Here is a 19,656-nt window from a genome sequence, read left to right on the forward strand (position 1 = left end):
GGGGCTACCCACGCGTACAGTACGGCGCCGTACCATCGTTCCTATGGCTACGGAAGACGCGGTGCTTGAGGCACTGGCGACAGTGAACGACCCCGAGATCCACCGTCCGATCACCGAGCTGGGCATGGTGAAATCGGTCGACATTGATCCTGACGGTGTGGTCGCTGTCACGGTGTACCTCACCGTCTCCGGCTGTCCGATGCGCGAGACGATCACCCGGAACGTGACCGACGCGGTGGCCCGTGTCGAGGGCGTCTCGCGGGTCGACGTCACCCTCGACGTGATGAGCGACGAGCAGCGCAAGGACCTCGCGACCTCGCTGCGCGGCGGCACGGCGGAACGCGAGGTGCCGTTCGCGAAGCCCGGCTCGCTGACCCGGGTGTACGCGGTCGCCTCCGGCAAGGGCGGCGTCGGCAAGTCCTCGGTGACGGTGAACCTGGCCGCGGCGATGGCGGCGGACGGGCTCAAGGTCGGTGTCGTGGACGCGGACATCTACGGTCACAGCGTGCCCCGGATGCTCGGCGTGGACGGCCGTCCGACCCAGGTCGAGAACATGATCATGCCGCCGTCCTCGCACGGCGTGAAGGTCATCTCCATCGGCATGTTCACCCCGGGCAACGCCCCGGTGGTCTGGCGCGGCCCGATGCTGCACCGCGCGCTCCAGCAGTTCCTGGCCGACGTCTTCTGGGGCGACCTGGACGTCCTGCTGCTCGACCTGCCGCCGGGCACCGGTGACATCGCGATCTCCGTCGCGCAGCTCGTGCCGAACGCGGAGATCCTGGTCGTCACGACCCCGCAGCAGGCCGCCGCCGAGGTGGCCGAGCGAGCCGGTTCGATCGCCGTGCAGACCCACCAGAAGATCGTCGGGGTCGTCGAGAACATGTCCGGCATGCCGTGCCCGCACTGCGACGAGATGGTCGACGTCTTCGGCTCGGGCGGCGGTGCCAAGGTCGCCGAGGGGCTGACGAAGACGGTCGGCGCCGAGGTGCCGGTGCTGGGCGCGATCCCGATCGACGTGCGGCTGCGCGAGGGCGGCGACGAGGGCAAGCCCGTCGTCCTGTCCGACCCCGACTCCCCCGCCGGCAAGGCGCTGCGCACCATCGCGGGCAAGCTGAGCGGCCGTCAGCGCGGCCTGTCCGGCATGTCGCTGGGCATCACCCCGCGCAACAAGTTCTGACCCGCGCACGGGCACGGGGAAGGCCGGGACCCGAGGGTCCCGGCCTTCCCCGTTGTCGCATGCGTTACGCGTACGCCTGGATGTCCTTGACCACCGAGAAGCCCAGCCCGTACGCGCTCATCCCGCGCCCGTAGGCGCCGATGTGCACCCCGCCGGGCGCGGAGCCGGCCAGCACCCAGCCGAACTCGGACTCGCGGTAGTGGAAGGGGACCGGGACGCCGTCGACCGGCAGGGACAGCGCCGACCAGGCGGGGCCCTCCAGATCGTCGGCGAGCTCGAACGCGGTCTCCGTCTGCTGGTCCAGCCAGTCGTCGCGCAGGGTGTGGTCGAGCTGCGGCGGCCAGGTGCAGGACAGCAGCCCGGAACCGGCCAGCCAGGCCGCCGAGGACACCGTCGTCGCCTCCAGGACCCCGGTGCCGTCACCACTGCGCCGTACGGGGCTGCTGGCGACGGTCACCACGACCGCGAACCGCTGCTTGTCGGCGCCCGAGTCGGCCCGGACCAGCGGCTCGTCGCCGTGCCCGATGGAGCCGTGCTGCACCTCGCCGTCGGCGGCGGTGCCCAGCGGCAGCAGCCGGCGCGGACCGGTGAACGCCTCGTCCAGCGCGTACCAGGGGAACGGGGCCTTCAGATAGCCGTCGACCACCATGAGCCGGGCCGCCGGGACCGCCTCCACCGTGTCCGGCGCGTCCTGTGCGCCCACCCGACTCGTCGTCTCCATCAGCCCGGCCGCCTCCTCGATCCGTGGGTCCGGAGCGGCCCGCCCCCCGCGGGCGTCTCACAACCGGACAGATGGAGAATAGCCATACCGTCGGGGCGACCCGGGATTGGCAGCCCTCAGGTGGCGTCCGCGTCGAACGGCGGCGGGGTGTCCTTCGGCGGCTGCTCGCCCTTCTTGAGCAGGTCCGGAGCGCCCTTCGAGCCGTTCGCGGCCGTGACCGAGGCACCGCCCGACACGCCGGTCTTCGCCTCGACGGACGCGGTGGAGCGCCCGTTCACCGCGTCGGTGACGTCGGTGATCTCCTTGCGCAGGTCGAAACTCTCGCGGATCTCCTTGAGCCCCAGGTCGTCGTTGCCGTCCATGAGCTGCTTGCGGACGAACGTCTTGGGGTTGAGGTCCTCGAACTCGAAGTCCTTGAACTCCGGGCCCAGCTCCGTGCGGATGTCCTCCTTGGCGCTCTCCGAGAACTCACGGATCTTGCGGATGACGCGGGAGGCGTCCTGGATGACCTTGGGCAGCTTCTCCGGACCGAAGACGAGCACGCCGAGGATCGCGAGCGTCAGCAGCTCCAGTGCGCCTATGTCGTTGAACACCTTGCGGCTCCTCGTCTTCTCCGCGACCAGCTCGGATGAGGTCCGGACATCGAACACGGTACCCGGCCAATCTGTCCGGACGGTAGCTTCCCGTGGCGGTCACGTGCCGGTTGCCGAGCCCAGCGTCAAAGTTATGGACAGGTCTTTACCACCGCGGGTCACGGTCAGCTTGAGATCGTCCCCGGGCCGGTGCGAGCGGATCTTGACGATGAGCTCCTCGCCGCTGTGCACCCGCGCCCCGTCCACCTCGGTGATGACGTCGTCCGCCTCGATGCCCGCCTTGTCGGCCGGACCGCCCGCCGTGACCGGCGAGGACCCCTGCGTGCTCCCGCCGACCTTGGCGCCGTCGCCGGTGTACTTCATGTCGAGCGTGACGCCGATCACCGGGTGGGTCGCCTTGCCGGTGTTGATCAGCTGCTCGGCGACGAGCTTGCCCTGGTTGATCGGGATGGCGAAGCCGAGGCCGATGGACCCGGCCTGCCCGCCCTCACCGGCCGAGCCGCTGTCGGCGGCGCGGATGGCGCTGTTGATGCCGATGACATGGGCGTCGGTGTCCACCAGCGGGCCGCCGGAGTTGCCCGGGTTGATCGGGGCGTCGGTCTGGAGCGCGTTGACATAGCTGACGTCGCTGCCGTCGCCCTTCTCGCCGCCCGCGGTGATCGGGCGGTCCTTGGCGCTGATGATGCCTGAGGTGACGGTGTTGGACAGGTCGAACGGCGCGCCGATGGCCACGACCGGGTCGCCGACCTGGACGTTGTCGGAGTTGCCCAGCGGCAGCGGCTTGAGCCCGGAGACGCCGCTGACCTTCACGACTGCCAGGTCGTAACCGCTGTCCTTGCCGACGACCTCGGCGGTCGCGGTCTCGCCCCCGCTGAACGTGACGGTGATCTCGCCGGACGAACCGGCCGGGGCGACCACGTGGTTGTTGGTGAGGATGTGGCCCCGGTCGTCGAGGACGAAGCCGGTGCCGGTGCCGGACTCGGTGGCGCCGGTGACGTGCAGGGTGACCACGCTGGGCAGGGCGCTGGCCGCGATACCGGCCACGCTGTCCGGGGCACGGCCGCCGCCGTCCCGCTCGTCCTGCGGCAGTTCGACGCTGGTGAGACCGCCGTTGCGTTCTATGTACGCGCCTATGCCGCCGCCGATGCCGCCCGCGACCAGGGCGAGGAGCAGCGCGCCGATCAGCATCGAGCCGCGCCGGTTCTTCCGCCGGCCGTCCGGGAGCGGGGGGCCGGGCTGCGTGACGAGCGGCTGCCGGGGCGCGCCCCAGGGGTCGTAGCTCTGCCACTGCGGGGCGGGCGGGTGCGCGTCCTGCGGAGCCGGCGGGGGTGCGATCCCCGCGCCGTTCGTCCCCGCGTACGGCGGGGGCACGGGGGTGCCGTGCGCGGGCGTCGGCCGCTGTACGGGAGGGGCGGGCGACCAGGGACCGGGGCCGCCGTAGGGCGGGGTGCTGTACGGGTCGGGCTCGTGCAGCGGCTGGGGCGCGGGGGCGTCGTGGGCACCGGGCGCCACGGCCGCGTCGTGGGCGTCGGGGGCACCTGGTGTCCCGGCGGACCCGTGGGCCTCGGGTGCCCCGGGCGTTGCCGGGGGCACGCTCGCCGTGGGCGCCTCAGCCGACACGGGCGCCTGGGCCGACCCAGCCGGCTGGGCGGGAGCGGGTTCCGGGGCCTCGTCGGCCGTGGCCGGCCCCGCCGAGGGCCGGCTCCACCACTTCGCCTTGGGCTCGGTCGGCTTCCCGTCGTCCATGTTCTCCCCGCAACTGCCGCAACCGGCCCTCCGCACGCCCCCGCAGGGGCGTCCCTCCCGAAAATCCTGCCGGAATTCAACCAGGTTTGGGCCGGGGCCGCGCGTCCCGTACGGGGTACGGGATCAGCGACGGGGCGCGAGGGGCAGTCCGTGGTCGGCGGAAGCCGGTTTCGCGGCGGCGGAGGTGGGCGGCAGTGCGGGCTCCTGGGCCGGGGCGGGCGGGATCGCATCGAGCCCGCCGCCCAGGGTGCGGCCCGGCAGCGAACCGGCCCCGGCGGGACGTATCGCGGACATGCCGGAGCGCGGGCCCAGCCCGTACGGATTGCCGGAGAGGCGGCCGGTGCCCAGCAGCGACGGGGCGGCGAACCCGGCCGACACGGTGTTCACCGCGAGGGAGACCGAGCGGTCCGCCTGGCCGGACAGGGCGCGCGCGCCCTGGCCCTGCCCGTTCCGCCGGGCGGCCAGGAGGGAGCCGCCGGTCCGGGCGTCGGCGCCCGCCGGGGTCACGCTGTTGCCCGAACCGGAGGCCCGGGTCGGGGTCTCGCCGGTGGTCGTCGGGAGGGCGCCGCCGAGCGCGATGGCGGCCAGTGAGACGGCACTGGCGGCCGCGAAGGCGAACCTGCGGCCGCGCCACGGCGAGCGGTCGCCCTCGCGCCCCACCTCGTGGATGCGGAAGCCCGCACCGGCCGAGGGCAGGGCCGTGGCCCCGCCGTGGGCGGCGGGGAGGTAGCCGAAGCCGTCCAGGGGGCCGGGGCCGGTGGTGAGGTCCGCCCGGCCGCCCGGTGGGCGCGTCCCCGGGAAGAGTCCGTCACCGAACCGCCCGGACGCGCCCTCGGATCTTCCCTGCCGGTCGTCGTCACCCCCGGGCGGTCCGCCCGGAAGCCCTTGGAGGCGGGCCAGGAAGCCTTCGGAGGGCGAGGGCGGGGCGGCCTGCGCGAACACGTTCTTCAGGCGGCGCTGGGCGGCCGCCTCGGCCGCACACCTGGCACAGGTCGCGAGATGGGCGAGCACCCGGTCACGGGCGTCATGTTTCAGCTCGCCGTCGACGAGCGCGGCGAGGCGGTCCCCCAGGTGTTGTTCCGCAGGGGTCGGATCCGTTTGGCTCACGCCGTGCCGCCCTCCCCGGTCAGGAGGGCACCGGCGCCCGCGAGGGAGCGCTGCTCGGCGCGCGCCTCGGGCGAGCGGTGCCGCAGCGCCTTGCGCAGGTGGGAGCGCCCGCGGTGGATACGGCTGCGCACGGTGCCCAGCTTCACGCCGAGCGTCGCCGCGATCTCCTCGTACGAAAGGCCCTCGATGTCGCAGAGGACGACGGCGGCCCGGAATTCGGGCGCGAGGGTGTCCAGCGCCTGCTGGACGTCCGCGTCGAAGTGGGTGTCGTTGAAGACCTGCTGGGGCGAGGGCTCACGGCTGGGCAGCCGCTCGGCCGCGTCGTCCCCGAGGGAGTCGAAGCGGATGCGCTGCTTGCGGCGGACCATGTCCAGGAAGAGATTGGTCGTGATGCGGTGCAGCCAGCCCTCGAAGGTGCCGGGCGTGTAGGTCGACAGCGAACGGAAGACGCGGACGAAGACCTCCTGCGTGAGGTCCTCCGCGTCGTGCTGGTTTCCCGTCAGCCGGTAGGCGAGGCGGTAGACGCGGCCGCTGTGCGTGCTGACGATCTCTTCCCATGTGGGCGGGGTCCACGCCTGGGATTCCGCATCGGAGGCGAAGGTCGCGGTCGGTGCGGAGTCTTTGGAAGAACGGTCAGCAATGTCGGTCACGGATTTCGGCTCACCCGCCGACCTGAGAAAGCGCCGCAGCACTCCTCCCCGATCCACAGGCGCAGCCGCACCTCCCCTATCGGCTCTGGTGGTGTCCAGTGGAGCCCCTACCATAACCACCTCGCCCGTTAGCTCCGGATAAGCCTTTTTCCAGCTGGGGCCGGGGAAATCCCCGGAAGCTCTCCCGTGCCACGGACCCGACCGGCGGGCCTCGTCACCGGGCTTCTCCCCACCTTTGGACAACGCCCGGTCCCATCTGCGGGTTCCCGGGTCCAGCGGATACAGTCACCGTTGCGCCAACTAAGGGGACAGGAGAGGGTCATTACCGCCAACCGGCAGACGAGCTGGGCGTTCGCCGACGCCTTTGTCGCCGAGGACGAAGCACTGCGCTGGGCCCGGGACCGGGCCCGCGAGGCAGGGCTCCGCTCGGTCTCGCCAGGCACCGGGGCCGCCCTGCGCCTGCTCGCTGCCACCACGGACGCCAAGGCCGTGGCGGAAATCGGCACCGGCACCGGCGTGTCCGGCATCTATCTGCTGCACGGGATGCGGCCGGACGGGGTGCTGACCACGGTCGACCCGGAGCCCGAGCGCCAGCAGTTCGCCCGGGAGGCGTTCCGGGCGGCGGGCTTCGCGGCCAACCGGTCCCGCTTCATCCCCGGGCGCGCCCTCGATGTGCTCCCCCGGCTCGCGGACGGCGGCTACGACCTCGTGTTCTGCGACGGCGACCGGATGGAGAGCCTGGACTGTCTCGCTGAATCGTTGCGCCTGCTGCGACCTGGGGGTCTCGTCTGCTTCGAGGGCGTCTTCGCGGACGGCCGCACGGTCGACTCGGCCGCCCAGCCCGCGGAGGTGCTGCGCCTACGGGAGCTGCTGCGCGCGGTCCGCGAGAGCCAGGAGCTGATGGCGACGCTGCTGCCGGTGGGCGACGGTCTGCTCTGCGCGGTCCGGCGCGGCTGAGCCGTACCCGCGGCTGCCCCTGCGTACGCGTACCGGCTCCGGACGCACCGCTGCCCCGGCACGGGAACCATGCCGGGGCAGCGGTGAAGTTATGAGCGTCTGCTCAGCCGACGACCTGCTTGAGGGCGTCGCCGAGGGCATCGGCCTCGTCCGGCGTCAGCTCCACGACAAGCCGACCGCCGCCTTCGAGCGGAACTCGCATGACGATGCCCCGCCCCTCCTTTGTCACCTCGAGCGGGCCGTCGCCCGTCCGCGGCTTCATGGCCGCCATGCTCGTTCCCCTTCCTGAAACCAGCTCATCGCAACCGGCGGCCCCATGACAGGCGCTGCCTCACCGGCATCGAACACAATGCTTCCACGCCATTATCCCGCATCACCGACCCCGATGACCAACATCGCTCTGCATCTCTTGGGCAACGCGCTCACTCAAAACCACCCAATTCGGGGACCTCACTGGGATACTCCGGCCCCTTGAGCCCCTCCACGGCGCATAAATGTTTGATGCAGGTCACATGTCCACCCCCGGCGAAGTCGGCCATGCTTGCCTGGACACGCAGGTCAACGACACGCAAAGGGGACCTTCCCATGGCCGATCACGACGACGTGGTGCGGTACGACATCAGCGACGGACTCGCGACCATCACGATCAACCGCCCCGGCGCGATGAACGCCATGAACACCGCCGCCAAGGTGGCCCTCCGCGACGCGCTGCGTTCCGCCGCCGCCGACACCGGCGTACGGGCGGTGCTGCTGACCGCGGCCGGGGACCGCGCCTTCTGTGTCGGCCAGGACCTCAAGGAGCACCTGTCCAAGCTGGCCGAGACCGAGGCGGCGGGCGAGGGCAACGCGCTCAGCACCGTGCAGGAGCACTACAACCCCATCGTGCGGGCGCTGACCGAGATGCCGAAGCCGGTCGTGGCCGGGATCAACGGCGCCGCCGCCGGCGCGGGCTTCGGCTTCGCGCTCGCCTGCGATTACCGGGTCGCCGCCGACACCGCCTCCTTCAACACCTCGTTCGCCGGGGTCGCCCTCACCGCCGACTCGGGCGTCTCCTGGACGCTGCCCCGGCTGATCGGCCAGAGCCGCGCCGCCGACCTGCTGCTCTTCCCGCGCTCCATCTCCGCGCGGGACGCCCATGAGCTGGGCATCGTCAACAAGCTGGTGCCCGCCGCCGAGCTGGCCGCCGAGGCGGCCGCCGTGGCCCGCGCCCTGGCCGACGGGCCGACCGTCGCCTACGCGGCGCTCAAGGAGTCGCTCGCCTTCGGCGCCGGTCACAGCCTGGCCGAGGCCCTGGAGAAGGAGGACGAACTCCAGACCAGGGCGGGCGTGTCCGAGGACCACGGGATCGCGGTGCGGGCGTTCCTCGCGAAGGAGAGGCCGAAGTACCTCGGGCGGTAGGGCGCGGGGGCCGGGGGCTACGCAGGGGTGGGGCGGGAGACGCAGTCGGCGAGGTGGTCGTCCACCAGGCCGCACGCCTGCATCAGGGCGTAGGCGGTGGTCGGTCCGATGAACCGCAGCCCCCGCTTCTTCAGCTCCTTGGCCAGGGCCGTGGACTCGGGGGTGACCGCCGGTACGTCCCCGAGGGTCTTCGGGGCCGGGCGGCTCAGCGGGTCGGGGGCGTACGACCAGATCAGCTCGTCCAGCTCACCGGCGTCCCAGCCGGCCAGCACCCGGGCGTTGGCCATGGTCGCGTCGACCTTCGCGCGGTTGCGGATGATGCCCTCGTCGGCCAGCAGCCGCTCCCGGTCCGCGTCCGTGAACTCCGCGACCGCGGGGATGCGGAAGCCGGCGAACGCGCTGCGGAAGCCCTCGCGGCGGCGCAGGATCGTCAGCCAGGACAGACCCGACTGGAACGCCTCCAGGCACAGCCGCTCGAACAGTGCGTCGTCGCCGTGGACCGGGCGGCCCCACTCCGTGTCGTGGTACCAGAGGTAGTCCTCGGTGGACAGGCCCCAGGGGCAGCGCAGTCCGCCGTCCGCCGCCGCCACGGCTCCGCCGGTCATCGGCCGGGCTCCTCGTCGTCCCGGGCCGGCCGCTCGTCCGCCGGGGCGGCGGTCTCCGGCGGCTGCCAGGGGTGGGCCGGCTCCTCCTTGAGCAGGTCGGGGCCGCCCGTCCTGGTCGCCTGCGCACCGGCGAGGGCCGACTCCAGCTCCGCGATCCGGGCGTCCCGCTCGGCGAGCTCGGCACCGAGCCGGCCGAGCGCGTCGTCCACGTCCGCCATGCGGTAGCCCCGGAGGCCGACGGGGAGCCGCAGCGCCTCGACGTCCGCACGGCCGACCGGGCGCGAGGCGGGCAGCGGGTCGGTCAGCTGCTCGGGCGCCACGTCCTGAAGGACGGCGCTCCTGCCTCCACCGACCACCGCGAGGGTGACCGCGGCAACCACCACCACCATCGCCAGCAGCAAGAACCAGAACACGCGTATCTCCCCGGGAGCGGAATTCGTCCGGGTCCGATCGTGCCATGCGGTACTGACAGTTAGTGTCGGCTGTTGACCTGCGAGGGTTGATCCGCAGGTGGATTCACAGGAAGGGACACGGATGGCAAGCGGTGTGCTCCGGCTGGGGCGGCGTGAATTCGGGGCGCACGAGCAGGTGATCATGGCGATCGTGAACCGCACCCCGGACTCCTTCTACGACCGGGGCGCCACCTTCCGGGACGAGCCGGCGCTCGCCCGGGTCGAGCGGGCCGTGGCCGACGGTGCGGCGATCATCGACATCGGCGGCGTCAAGGCGGGGCCCGGTGACGAGGTCACCGCCGAGGAGGAGGCCCGCCGCACGGTCGGGTTCGTCGCGGAGGTGCGCCGCCGCCACCCGGACGTGGTGATCAGTGTCGACACCTGGCGCCACGAGGTCGGCGAGGCGGTCTGCGAGGCGGGGGCGGATCTGCTGAACGACGCGTGGGGCGGGGTGGACCCGAAGCTCGCGGAGGTCGCCGCGCGGTACGGGGCGGGGCTGGTGTGCACCCACGCGGGCGGGGCGGAACCGCGGACCCGGCCGCACCGGGTGGGGTACGAGGACGTGATGGCCGACATCCTGCGGGTGACCGTGGGGCTGGCCGAGCGGGCCGTCTCCCTGGGGGTCAGGACCGACGGGATCATGATCGACCCCGGTCACGACTTCGGGAAGAACACCCGGCACTCGCTGGAGGCGACGCGCCGGCTCGGCGAGATGGCGGAGACGGGGTGGCCGGTGCTGGTCTCGCTCTCCAACAAGGACTTCGTGGGCGAGACGCTGGACCGGCCGGTGAAGGAACGGCTGCTCGGGACACTGGCGACGACGGCGGTGTCCGCGTGGCTGGGGGCGCGGGTGTACCGGGTGCACGAGGTGGCCGAGACGCGGGATGTCCTGGACATGGTGGCGTCCCTCGCGGGGTGGCGGCCCCCGGCGGTGGCGCGGCGGGGGCTGGCGTAGGGAACCGGGGCTCTGCCCCGGACCCCGCGCCTCAAACGCCGGCGAGGCTGGAAGTGGCCGCGCGGCCCACAATCAAGCCCCTCCGGCGATTGAGGAGCGGGGGTACGGGGGCAGCGCCCCCGCAAAACTCAGCGCCCGACTTCCTTCGTCACAAGCGCCACCGCCTCGTCCACGTCGTCCGTGACGTGGAACAGCAGCAGGTCCCGCTCCGACGCCTTGCCCTGTGCCACCACCGTGTCGCGGAGCCAGTCCACCAGGCCGCCCCAGTACGCCGTGCCGAAGAGGACGATCGGGAAGCGGGTGACCTTGCCCGTCTGGACCAGGGTCAGGGCCTCGAAGAGTTCGTCCAGGGTGCCGAGCCCGCCGGGCAGGACGACGAAGCCCTGCGCGTACTTGACGAACATCGTCTTGCGGACGAAGAAGTAGCGGAAGTTGACGCCGATGTCGACGTGCGGGTTCAGCCCGGACTCGAAGGGCAGCTCGATGCCGAGGCCGACCGAGACGCCGCGCGCCTCACGCGCGCCCCGGTTCGCCGCCTCCATCGCGCCCGGCCCGCCCCCGGTGATGACCGCGAAGCCCGCGTCGACCAGCGCTCTGCCGATCCGTACACCCGCCTCGTATTCCGGCGCACCGGCGGGCGTACGGGCCGAGCCGAAGACGCTGATGGCGCTCGGCAGTTCGGCGAGCGCGCCGAAGCCCTCGACGAACTCCGACTGGATGCGCATCACCCGCCACGGGTCGGTGTGCACCCACTCGGAGTCGTCCTCGGAGTCCAGCAGCCGCTGATCGGTCGTGCCGGGCTGCACCTGGTCCCTGCGGCGCAGTACGGGGCCGAGCCGCTGCTCCTCGGGCCGTACCGCGCCCTCGGGGATCTCCGCACCCTCGGGAATACGCGCGTCCTCGCGGTTGCCCATGACCTGCTCCCTCCGCCGACGTCGGGGGCGCCCTGCGACGCCTCCGTCTCCCGCCAGCGTAGATCGCCACGGGTTACGGACAGGGGAAGGCGGAAGGTCGGACGTGGGTCAGGACGTGAGCCAGGAGCGCAGGCGCTCCTCGCAGTGGGTGATGCGCTCGATCTTGACGTGCTCGTCGCGCTTGTGGGCGAGGACCGGGTCTCCGGGGCCGTAGTTGACCGCGGGGACGCCGAGGGGGCCGAAGCGGGCCACGTCCGTCCAGCCGAACTTGGGCCGGGCGACGCCGCCGACCGCGTCCATGAACGCCTTGGCCGCCGGGTGGGAGAGGCCGGGCATCGCCGCGCCGGAGTGGTCGTCCACCGTGAACTCCGCGACGCCGCAGTCCGCGAAGACCTCGCGGACGTGGGCCAGGGCCTCCTCCTGGCCGAGGTCGGGGGCGTAGCGGTAGTTGACGACGACCGTGCAGGCGTCGGGGATGACGTTGTTGGCGACGCCGCCCTCGATGCGTACCGCGTTCAGGCCCTCGTGGTACTCCAGGCCGTCGATCACCGGCCGCCGGGGCTCGTACGCGGCGAGGCGGGCGAGGACCGGGGCAGCGGCGTGGATGGCGTTGGACCCCATCCAGCTGCGCGCCGAGTGCGCCCGCTCGCCCGCCAGGTGGAGGAAGACCCGCAGGGTGCCCTGGCAGCCGCCCTCGACCTCGCCGTTCGAGCCCTCCAGCAGGATGGCGAAGTCGCCCTTCAGCCAGTCCGGGTGGGCGTCGGCGATGCGGCCGAGGCCGTTGAGGTGGGCGGCGACCTCCTCCTGGTCGTAGAAGACGAAGGTGAGGTCGCGGTTGGGCTCGGGCACGGTGGCGGCGATGCGCAGCTGGACGGCGACGCCGGACTTCATGTCCGAGGTGCCGCAGCCCCAGAGCAGGCCGTCCGCGTCGAGCCGGGAGGGCACGTTGTCGGCGATCGGCACGGTGTCGATGTGCCCGGCCAGGATGACGCGCTCGGAACGGCCGAGATCCGTCCTGGCCACGACGTTGTTCCCGTACCGCTCGACGGTCAGGTGCGGCAGCGCGCGCAGCGCCGTCTCGATGGCGTCCGCGAGGTCCTTCTCGTCCCCGCTGACCGAGGGGAAGTCCACGAGCGCGGCGGTGAGGGCGGGCCCGTCAAGGGTGAGGTCAAGCATGCTTTCGGCCATGGATACGAGCCTAGTGCCTCGCGTACGGTTGCCCCCGTGACCAGGACCGATTCCGCTGCTCCCCGGCGTCCCGGCCGCAGTCGTCGGCTGCGGATCGTGGCGGCCGTCGGTGTGCTCGCGGCGGTGGCCGGTTATCTGACGGTTCAGTACGTTTCGGGCGGGCGCGGGTCCGATCAGTGCACCGTGCGGTCGGCGGACGGTTCGTACCGGCTGACTCCCGAGCAGGCCGCGAACGCCGCGACGATCTCCGCCGTCGGCACCCGGCGCGGGATGCCGGAGCGCGCGGTGACCATCGCGCTGGCCACGGCGCTGCAGGAGTCCGCGCTGCACAACCTCGACCACGGCGACCGGGACTCGCTCGGGCTGTTCCAGCAGCGGCCCTCGCAGGGCTGGGGCACCGAGCGGCAGATCATGGACCCGGTGTACGCGGCCGGGAAGTTCTACGAGCACCTGGCGAAGGTGCCGGGCTATTCGCGGCTGCCGCTGACCGAGGCCGCGCAGCGCGTCCAGCGCAGCGGTTTCCCGCAGGCGTACGCGAAGCACGAGCCGGACGCGGCGCTGCTGGCCGCCGCGCTGACCGGCCGCACCCCGGCCGCGCTGGACTGCGAGCCGCCGCGGACCACCGCCGGGACGGGCGACGCGGCGAAGGTGCGGGCGGCCCTGGTGAGCGCCTTCGGCAAGGGCGTACTGCTGGCGGGCACCGGCACGGCGGGCCCCGCGGCCTCGGGCGCGCTCACGGTCCCGGTGCGGGCGGACCGCCGCGCCGACCGGGACGGCGTACCGCAGCGCGGCTGGGAGCTGGCGCACTGGGCGGTGGCGCAGTCCGAGGCGCTGGGCATCGACCGGGTCGCGTACGGGGGCCGGGTCTGGGCGGCGGGCTCGGGCTGGCACACGGAACGCGAGGCGTCGAAGCGCGAGGCGTCGGACACGGACGAGGTACGGCTCCGCCTGGTGAGCTGAGAGCGCTCGGGGCCGCCCGCGCACGCGTGCGGGTCATCGCCCGTCCGGGCGTACCGTCGTGCGCCCCCGGCGCCCCCCTGAAGGCCCGTCGGCGGTCGGTCGTGCGCCTCCCGCGAGCCTTGCCGCGCAAGGGGAGTGACGGTTCGCCGGGTGACCACGGAGCGCACCGTTTGCCCGGGTTCCTCCGCTGAGGATTATCCGACGCATTGCTCAGTCTTTACGTCACCGCACCGCAACCTCACCCGCCCCCACGACGGTTGTCATGGCGTCCGGCTCACGGACAGCCCGAATTTCCCTCCCGTCGAAGGAGCATCATGTCCCTCCCCCTGACCCGTCGGATCGCCCGTACCGCGCTGCTGATCGCGGCGGGTGCGGCCCCCGTGGTCGGTGCGGCCGGTGCCGCCGGTGCCGCGGAGCTCCCGCAGGCCCCGGACCTCGGCGGTCTCACCAGCGTCGAGGGTTCCGGTCTCGGCAAGACGGTCCAAGGCGCCGCCAAGCCGGCCTCGGGTGCCGCGAACGAGACCGGCGGCAAGCTCGTCGGCACCGCCCTGCCGGTGGCGGGCAAGACGCTCACCGACGTCGGCGGCAAGGCCGGACCCGCCGCGAAGAAGGTCTCCGGCACGACCAAGAGCGCGACCAAGGGCAAGGGCTCGTCGAAGGGCACCGACGTCGCCGGCACCCTCACCGGCGCGGCCAAGGGCGGTCTGCCCACCGACGCGCTCACCCAGGGCCTGCCGCTCGGCTGACGCCCGCCCGACGCATGAGGGCCCCCGGGAGCGCGTGCTCCCGGGGGCCCTCCCGTACGCCGGTGGTCAGCCGAGGCGCTTGACCGCCGCCGCCACGCGCTCGTCCGTGGCCGTGAACGCCACCCGGACGAAGCGGTCGCCCGCCGGTCCGTAGAAGTCGCCGGGCGCGACCAGGATGCCCAGCTCCGCCAGGTACGCCACGGTGTCCCAGCAGGGTTCGTCGCGGGTGGCCCAGAGGTACAGGCTCGCCTCGCTGTGCTCGATGCGGAAGCCGTGGGCCTCCAGCGCCGTGCGCAGGGCGGCGCGCCGGTCCGCGTACCGGGCGCGCTGCTCGGCCACGTGCGTGTCGTCGCCGAGCGCGGCGACGGTCGCGGCCTGGACGGGCGCGGCCGTCATCATGCCGCCGTGCTTGCGGATCAGCAGCAGCTCGCCCAGCACGGCCGCGTCGCCGGCGATGAACGCGGCGCGGTAGCCCGCGAGGTTGGACCGCTTGGACAGGGAGTGGACGGCGACGATGCCCTCGTACGTACCGCCGCACACGTCCGGGTGGAGCACGGAGACCGGCTCCGCTTCCCAGCCCAGCTCCAGGTAGCACTCGTCGCTGAAGACCAGTACACCGTGCTCGCGCGCCCAGGCGACGATGCGGATCAGCTCGTCCTTGGCGAGGACGCGGCCGGTCGGGTTGGACGGGGAGTTGAGCCAGAGGAGCTTCAGGCCGGCCGGGTCGAGCTCGGTCGGGTCGTCGTAGGCCACCGGCTCCGCGCCGCAGAGCCGGGCGCCGACCTCGTACGTCGGGTAGGCGAGGCGCGGGTAGGCGACCTTGTCGCCGGGGCCCAGGCCCAGCTGGGTCGGCAGCCAGGCCACCAGCTCCTTGGAGCCGACGACGGGCAGCACGTTCTCATGGGCGACCGACACCGCGCCGAGCCGCCGCTCCACCCAGCCGGTGAGCGCGTCGCGCAGCGCGGCGGTCCCCCACACCGTCGGATAGCCGGGGCTGTCCGCGGCCGCGACGAGCGCCTGCCGGATCAGCTCGGGCACCGGGTCGACGGGGGTGCCGACGGACAGGTCCACGATCCCGTCCGGGTGGGCCTCGGCCGTCGACTTGTAGGGCACCAGCTTGTCCCAGGGGAAGACCGGGAGGCGGGAGGAGACTGCGGACACGGCTCTCTGCTTTCTCGTACGGAGTTCACGCGGGCGGCCCGGCGGGCGCGGGAAACACCGCGGTCCCGCACGGCGGCGAGCCGTACGGGACCGGGGCGGCGCACGTGCCGGGGCGCTGTTACTGGTTCTGCGGCGGCAGCGCGGCGATGAACGCGTGGTCGCGCTCGATCAGACCAAGCTTGGAAGCACCACCCGGCGAACCGAGGTCGTCGAAGAACTCGACGTTCGCCTTGTAGTAATCCTTCCACTCGTCCGGGGTGTCGTCCTCGTAGAAGATCGCTTCCACCGGGCAGACCGGCTCGCAGGCTCCACAGTCGACGCACTCGTCCGGGTGGATGTACAAGGACCGCTGGCCCTCGTAGATGCAGTCGACGGGGCACTCTTCGATGCAGGCCTTGTCCTTGACGTCGACACAAGGCTGCGCGATGACGTAGGTCACGCTGTCGTTCCTCCTCGGTAGGGCGTTGGCTCTCGCGCGGGAGCGCGGCGTCGTCGATGCCCGCACCTAGTATCTCCGTTCGCGGGCACGAACCGAACAGGAGGGGCGGACAGAGCTGTGGAATTCACCATCGGCGGACGGCTTGAGGTCCGAATTGCACCAGCTGACGTGGGCAAACGGGTATCAGTCCGGCGATTGACCGGAGACGGCTCCGGCGGGCCGAAATTCGCCGACACCGTCGGCGTTCTCACATCATGGAACGACGGCGTGCTGTGCGTCACACCCAAGAACGGCGAGCCGGTGCGCATCGCGGAGTCCTCCCTCGTGGCGGGCAAGGTCGTGCCGTCCGCCCCGGCCCGGCGGCGCGGCCCCGCCGCCTCCTTCGCCGAACTCGCCCGGGTGACCGCGCGCGCCTGGCCGCCCGTGGAGAGCGAACCACTGGGCGACTGGCTGCTGCGCGCCTCCGCCGGATTCACCCGCCGCGCCAACTCGGTGCTGCCGCTGGGCGACCCGGGCGTGCCCCTCGACGTGGCGCTCGGGCGTGTCCGCGCGTGGTACGCGGACCGGGGGCTGCCCCCGTACGTACAGACCGCGACCGGTGCCGAGGGTGCGCAGGAGGAGCTGTGCGCGGCGCTGGAGGAGCACGGCTGGCGGCGCGAGGTGACGGCGGAGGTGCGGATCGCGGCGCTCGCCCCGGTCGGTGACCTGCCGGCCGAGGTGTCCCGGGTCCGGCTCGACCGTACGGCCGGAGCGTCTTGGCTGGCCCGCTACCAGCGCGTCGGGAAGCCGGGTCCCGAGGTGGCGGCGGTGCTGCACGGCGGCCCCTCGGTGTGGTTCGCGACCGTGCCGGGCGAGGAGGGCGAGGCGCCCGCGGCGATCGGGCGGTGCGTGGTGGACGGGCGGTGGGCCGGCTTCATGGCCGTCGAGGTGGCCCCCGAGCACCGCCGCCAGGGGCTGGCGACCGCCGTGATGACCGCGCTGGCCCGGCAGGCGATGGACGAGGGCGCGTCCGCCGCCTGGCTCCAGGTGGAGGCGGACAACGAGGGCGCCCGCGCGCTGTACGACGGGATGGGCTTCGCGACGCACCACCGCCACCACCACTTCCGGCCGGTGTGACCGGTGGCGCCCGAGGGGAACGACCGCGAGGAGCCGCGCCGCCGGTTCGCGGAGGAGGCCCGGGCCGAGCGGCCCGATCTGGCGCTGCTGTGCCTGCTGGTGGCGGCGGAGGCGGATCCGGCGCTGGACGCGCACGGCATCGACGAGGCCCAGATCGAGCTGGACCGGCTGGCCGGGCTGCTCCCGTACGGGCTGCGCGGGGCCCATGCCTGGGCGTCGGCGCTGGCCGAACTGCTCGGTGAGCGGTGCGGGTTCGAAGGCTCGGCGGCGGACTACCAGCGGCTGGAGTCGTCCCTGCTGCACGAGGTGCTGCGGCGGCGGCGCGGGCTGCCGATCCTGCTGTCGGTGGTGTGGATCGAGGTCGCCCGGCGGGCGGGCGCCCCGGTGTACGGGGTGGCTCTGCCGGGTCATTTCGTGGTCGGCTTCGGCGATCCGGCCGAGCGGGTGCTCGCCGATCCGTTCGCCGGGGGGCGGCCGCTCTCGGACCAGGACGCGGAGCTGCTGGTGACGGGCGCGACCGGGGAGCGATGGGAGCCGTCGTCGCTGGAGCCCGCCCGGCCGCTGGAGGTCGTGCTGCGGGTCCTGAACAACATCCGGGCCTGGGCCGCGGCCCGCCCGGAGCACACGGCCGTGGCGCTGTGGGCGGCCGAGCTGTCGCTGCTGCTGCCGTCGCACCCGGCCAGGCTGCGCTACGAGCACGCCCAGCTGCTGGTGCGCGCGGGCGAGTTCCTGCGCGGGGCGGCCGAGATGGAGGAGTATGCGCGGGTGGTCGAGGAGGTGGAGCCGGCCGTGGCGGAGGCGGTGCGCAACAGTGCGCGGGCGGCTCGGGCGCTCCTGAACTGACGGAGCGGGAGGTGGGGCGCGGCGCCCAAACCTCTTGGGGGCGCGGCATGCCGTCCAACGGGTGATTATCCGTTCTTCGCCACTCGATGAGCCCATGCCGTAGCCCCAATGCGGCGCTCTCCGATGGCGCGCTCCCGGATTCGGACTGACGGTGGATCACGTAGCCACTGCGTCACCAGGAGTCGACACGTCGTCACTCCTCGCAGGGGCGACGAAAGGAAATGTGTACAGATGCGCTCTGCCCGCACCCTGTTCGCAGCGGCCGCCGCCACGGCGGTCCTCACCATCACCTCTCCCTCGGCCTACGCGATGACCGTCGCCGCCGACCAGGACCACGGCGGTTCGTCCGCCTCCGAGCACGAAGAGCACGGCAAGTCCGACGGCGACTGGAGCAAGGACAAGCCGCACGGCGGCATGCACACCGGCGGCGGCGCGCTGTCGAAGACCGTCACCAAGGAGTGGCAGCCGGGCGACGAGGGCGGCAAGTACAGCAAGGACGACGAGGACAAGCCGCACGGCGGCGTCCACACCGGCGGCGGCGCCCTCGCCAAGTCGGTCGCCGAGGGCTGGGAGCCCGGTGACGAGGGTGGCAAGTACAGCAAGGACGACAAGGAGAAGCCGCACGGCGGCGTCCACACGGGCGGCGGCGCGCTGGCGAACACCCTCGCCAAGGAGTGGCAGCCCGGCAACGACGAGGGCGGCAAGTACAGCAAGGACGACGAGGACAAGCCGCACGGCGGCGTCCACACCGGCGGCGGCGCCCTCGCCAACACGGTCGCCAAGGAGTGGCAGCCCGGCAACGACGAGAGCGACAAGTCCGGCTCCGCGTCGAAGTCCGAGGACGAGGGCTGGAAGAAGGACAAGCCCAGCGGCGGCATGCACACCGGTGGCGGTGCGATGGCGATGACCGGCAGCGGTCTGGCGGCCGGTTCGCTGCTGCTCCTCGGTGGCGCCGGCGTGGCCGCGTACCGGCTCCGCCGTCGTCAGGCGTCCGGCGGTGCGATGGCCTGACCGGCCCGCGGGCCCTCTGTCGTCGCGGTCGCCGTCCCTCCGGGGCCGGCGGCCGCGGCGCCCGCGTTTTCCCCGGTCCTCCCCACTCGTACCGCCCCCGTACGGACGAAAGGCACGTTCTCCATGGCCGCCCCGCAGACCACCGAAACCCCCTCCCCCGGGGCCGCGTCCCGCACCGGCTCGCTCGGCCGGGCCCTGTTCTGGCCCCTCGCGACGGCCGGTCTCGGCATGACCCTGATCTACCACTCCATCGGTTCGCCGGTCGACGACAAGGCTCCCGCCCCACCCTCGGCGGCCGCGTCCGCCGCCGCGTCCCCGTCGGCCGCGACATCCGCCGAGGCCGCTCCGAGCGAGTCCCCCGCGCTGCCCCGCTCGGTGCCGACGCGGCTGCGGATCCCGGCGATCGCGGTGGACGCGCCGTTCACCCCGCTCTCCATCGGTTCTTCGGGCCGGCTGGACGCACCGCCGCCGAACGACAAGAACCTGGTCGGCTGGTTCAAGGACGGTGCGACGCCCGGTGAACGGGGGGCGTCGATCGTGGCGGGCCATGTGGACACCACGACCGGTCCGGCCGTCTTCCTCCAGCTGCAGTTCCTGAAACCCGGGGCGACCGTCGACATCACCCGCGCCGACGGCACGGTGGCCACGTTCGCCGTGGACACGGTGGAGACGTTCAAGAAGGCGGACTTCCCGGACGACAAGGTGTACGCCGACACCCCGGACGCGCAGCTGCGGCTGATCACCTGCGGCGGCAACTACGACCGGAAGGCCAAGGACTACGAGGACAACGTCGTGGTCTTCGCACACCTGGACTCGGTGAAGAAGGGGTGAGCGGCGGCCTTCCCCCGCGTACGGGCGGGAAAACCGGATGCGGGCGGGCGCGGGGCGCTGTTAGCTTCGGAACCATGCAGCGTGCC

Annotated in this window: 22 protein-coding genes; 10 read left to right on the forward strand and 12 right to left on the reverse strand. The window is 72.8% G+C overall.

Features of this window, described 5'->3' with window-relative positions; all coding sequences use genetic code 11:
- Nucleotides 1-43 precede the first annotated feature (43 nt).
- Nucleotides 44-1,177 (forward strand): Mrp/NBP35 family ATP-binding protein, encoded by a 1,134-nt coding sequence (locus ACIQZN_RS25925; protein ID WP_361349211.1) that lies wholly within the window; start codon nucleotides 44-46, stop codon nucleotides 1,175-1,177.
- A gap of 64 nt (nucleotides 1,178-1,241) precedes the next feature.
- Here ACIQZN_RS25925 and ACIQZN_RS25930 read toward each other — a convergent pair whose 3' ends face one another.
- From ACIQZN_RS25930 to sigE, 5 genes are all read right to left on the reverse strand, one after another.
- Nucleotides 1,242-1,898, reverse strand: coding sequence for a hypothetical protein (locus ACIQZN_RS25930; protein ID WP_403998387.1), 657 nt, complete (start codon nucleotides 1,896-1,898; stop codon nucleotides 1,242-1,244).
- A gap of 116 nt (nucleotides 1,899-2,014) precedes the next feature.
- Nucleotides 2,015-2,491, reverse strand: coding sequence for a sec-independent translocase (locus ACIQZN_RS25935; protein WP_161208275.1), 477 nt, complete (start codon nucleotides 2,489-2,491; stop codon nucleotides 2,015-2,017).
- A gap of 99 nt (nucleotides 2,492-2,590) precedes the next feature.
- Nucleotides 2,591-4,237, reverse strand: coding sequence for a trypsin-like peptidase domain-containing protein (locus ACIQZN_RS25940; RefSeq protein WP_403998390.1), 1,647 nt, complete (start codon nucleotides 4,235-4,237; stop codon nucleotides 2,591-2,593).
- Between the two features lie 123 nt (nucleotides 4,238-4,360).
- Complete coding sequence (locus ACIQZN_RS25945; RefSeq protein ID WP_403998393.1) at nucleotides 4,361-5,344, reverse strand: zf-HC2 domain-containing protein; 984 nt, start codon at nucleotides 5,342-5,344, stop codon at nucleotides 4,361-4,363.
- A complete protein-coding gene (gene sigE / locus ACIQZN_RS25950; RefSeq protein WP_198956988.1) occupies nucleotides 5,341-6,108 on the reverse strand; it encodes an RNA polymerase sigma factor SigE in 768 nt (255 codons plus the stop codon). The genes ACIQZN_RS25945 and sigE overlap by 4 nt, the downstream gene beginning before the upstream one ends.
- Nucleotides 6,109-6,285: 177 nt before the next feature.
- Between sigE and ACIQZN_RS25955 the strand changes: the two genes are divergently transcribed.
- Complete coding sequence (locus tag ACIQZN_RS25955; protein ID WP_136206802.1) at nucleotides 6,286-6,951, forward strand: O-methyltransferase; 666 nt, start codon at nucleotides 6,286-6,288, stop codon at nucleotides 6,949-6,951.
- Nucleotides 6,952-7,054: 103 nt separating this feature from the next.
- Here ACIQZN_RS25955 and ACIQZN_RS25960 read toward each other — a convergent pair whose 3' ends face one another.
- On the reverse strand, nucleotides 7,055-7,222 hold the full coding sequence (locus tag ACIQZN_RS25960) for a DUF3117 domain-containing protein (protein ID WP_018105485.1): 168 nt from the start codon (nucleotides 7,220-7,222) through the stop codon (nucleotides 7,055-7,057).
- 314 nt (nucleotides 7,223-7,536) lie between these two features.
- Between ACIQZN_RS25960 and ACIQZN_RS25965 the strand changes: the two genes are divergently transcribed.
- Nucleotides 7,537-8,349, forward strand: a complete 813-nt coding sequence (locus ACIQZN_RS25965) for an enoyl-CoA hydratase/isomerase family protein (RefSeq protein ID WP_403998398.1) — start codon at nucleotides 7,537-7,539, stop codon at nucleotides 8,347-8,349.
- 17 nt (nucleotides 8,350-8,366) lie between these two features.
- On the opposite strand, the gene ACIQZN_RS25970 is transcribed toward ACIQZN_RS25965, so the two are convergent.
- Complete coding sequence (locus tag ACIQZN_RS25970; protein ID WP_403998401.1) at nucleotides 8,367-8,954, reverse strand: DNA-3-methyladenine glycosylase I; 588 nt, start codon at nucleotides 8,952-8,954, stop codon at nucleotides 8,367-8,369.
- Nucleotides 8,951-9,367, reverse strand: a complete 417-nt coding sequence (locus ACIQZN_RS25975) for a DivIVA domain-containing protein (protein ID WP_403998404.1) — start codon at nucleotides 9,365-9,367, stop codon at nucleotides 8,951-8,953. The genes ACIQZN_RS25970 and ACIQZN_RS25975 overlap by 4 nt, the downstream gene beginning before the upstream one ends.
- Before the next feature lie 133 nt (nucleotides 9,368-9,500).
- Between ACIQZN_RS25975 and folP the strand changes: the two genes are divergently transcribed.
- Complete coding sequence (gene folP, locus ACIQZN_RS25980) at nucleotides 9,501-10,361, forward strand: dihydropteroate synthase (RefSeq protein ID WP_403998525.1); 861 nt, start codon at nucleotides 9,501-9,503, stop codon at nucleotides 10,359-10,361.
- 128 nt (nucleotides 10,362-10,489) lie between these two features.
- Here the strand turns inward: folP and ACIQZN_RS25985 are convergent, their stop codons facing one another.
- Both ACIQZN_RS25985 and dapE read right to left on the reverse strand, forming a co-directional pair.
- On the reverse strand, nucleotides 10,490-11,275 hold the full coding sequence (locus ACIQZN_RS25985) for a TIGR00730 family Rossman fold protein (protein WP_403998407.1): 786 nt from the start codon (nucleotides 11,273-11,275) through the stop codon (nucleotides 10,490-10,492).
- A 108-nt stretch (nucleotides 11,276-11,383) separates the two neighbouring features.
- Nucleotides 11,384-12,463, reverse strand: a complete 1,080-nt coding sequence (dapE, locus tag ACIQZN_RS25990) for a succinyl-diaminopimelate desuccinylase (protein WP_403998410.1) — start codon at nucleotides 12,461-12,463, stop codon at nucleotides 11,384-11,386.
- A gap of 96 nt (nucleotides 12,464-12,559) precedes the next feature.
- Here dapE and ACIQZN_RS25995 point away from each other — a divergent pair, with 96 nt between their 5' ends.
- Complete coding sequence (locus ACIQZN_RS25995) at nucleotides 12,560-13,423, forward strand: hypothetical protein (RefSeq protein ID WP_403998528.1); 864 nt, start codon at nucleotides 12,560-12,562, stop codon at nucleotides 13,421-13,423.
- Between the two features lie 314 nt (nucleotides 13,424-13,737).
- Nucleotides 13,738-14,169, forward strand: a complete 432-nt coding sequence (locus tag ACIQZN_RS26000; RefSeq protein WP_403998413.1) for an ATP-binding protein — start codon at nucleotides 13,738-13,740, stop codon at nucleotides 14,167-14,169.
- A gap of 66 nt (nucleotides 14,170-14,235) precedes the next feature.
- Here ACIQZN_RS26000 and dapC read toward each other — a convergent pair whose 3' ends face one another.
- Together dapC and fdxA are read right to left on the reverse strand one after the other, a co-directional pair.
- Nucleotides 14,236-15,330: a succinyldiaminopimelate transaminase gene (gene dapC, locus ACIQZN_RS26005; protein WP_403998416.1), complete on the reverse strand. Its 1,095-nt coding sequence runs from the start codon at nucleotides 15,328-15,330 to the stop codon at nucleotides 14,236-14,238.
- 118 nt (nucleotides 15,331-15,448) lie between these two features.
- Nucleotides 15,449-15,769 carry a ferredoxin gene (fdxA, locus tag ACIQZN_RS26010; protein ID WP_018105475.1) on the reverse strand — a complete coding sequence of 107 codons (321 nt, stop codon included), beginning with the start codon at nucleotides 15,767-15,769 and terminating at the stop codon, nucleotides 15,449-15,451.
- A 117-nt stretch (nucleotides 15,770-15,886) separates the two neighbouring features.
- Between fdxA and ACIQZN_RS26015 the strand changes: the two genes are divergently transcribed.
- From ACIQZN_RS26015 to ACIQZN_RS26030, 4 genes are all read left to right on the forward strand, one after another.
- Nucleotides 15,887-16,885, forward strand: a complete 999-nt coding sequence (locus ACIQZN_RS26015) for a GNAT family N-acetyltransferase (protein ID WP_403998420.1) — start codon at nucleotides 15,887-15,889, stop codon at nucleotides 16,883-16,885.
- Between the two features lie 3 nt (nucleotides 16,886-16,888).
- Nucleotides 16,889-17,728 (forward strand): transglutaminase-like domain-containing protein, encoded by an 840-nt coding sequence (locus ACIQZN_RS26020; protein ID WP_403998423.1) that lies wholly within the window; start codon nucleotides 16,889-16,891, stop codon nucleotides 17,726-17,728.
- 231 nt (nucleotides 17,729-17,959) lie between these two features.
- Nucleotides 17,960-18,739 (forward strand): hypothetical protein, encoded by a 780-nt coding sequence (locus ACIQZN_RS26025; RefSeq protein WP_403998426.1) that lies wholly within the window; start codon nucleotides 17,960-17,962, stop codon nucleotides 18,737-18,739.
- Between the two features lie 123 nt (nucleotides 18,740-18,862).
- Nucleotides 18,863-19,570 carry a class F sortase gene (locus tag ACIQZN_RS26030; RefSeq protein WP_403998429.1) on the forward strand — a complete coding sequence of 236 codons (708 nt, stop codon included), beginning with the start codon at nucleotides 18,863-18,865 and terminating at the stop codon, nucleotides 19,568-19,570.
- Nucleotides 19,571-19,656 lie beyond the last annotated feature (86 nt).

The sequence above is a fragment of the Streptomyces sp. NPDC097595 genome (genome assembly GCF_044761525.1).
Lineage (GTDB): Bacteria > Actinomycetota > Actinomycetes > Streptomycetales > Streptomycetaceae > Streptomyces > Streptomyces drozdowiczii_A.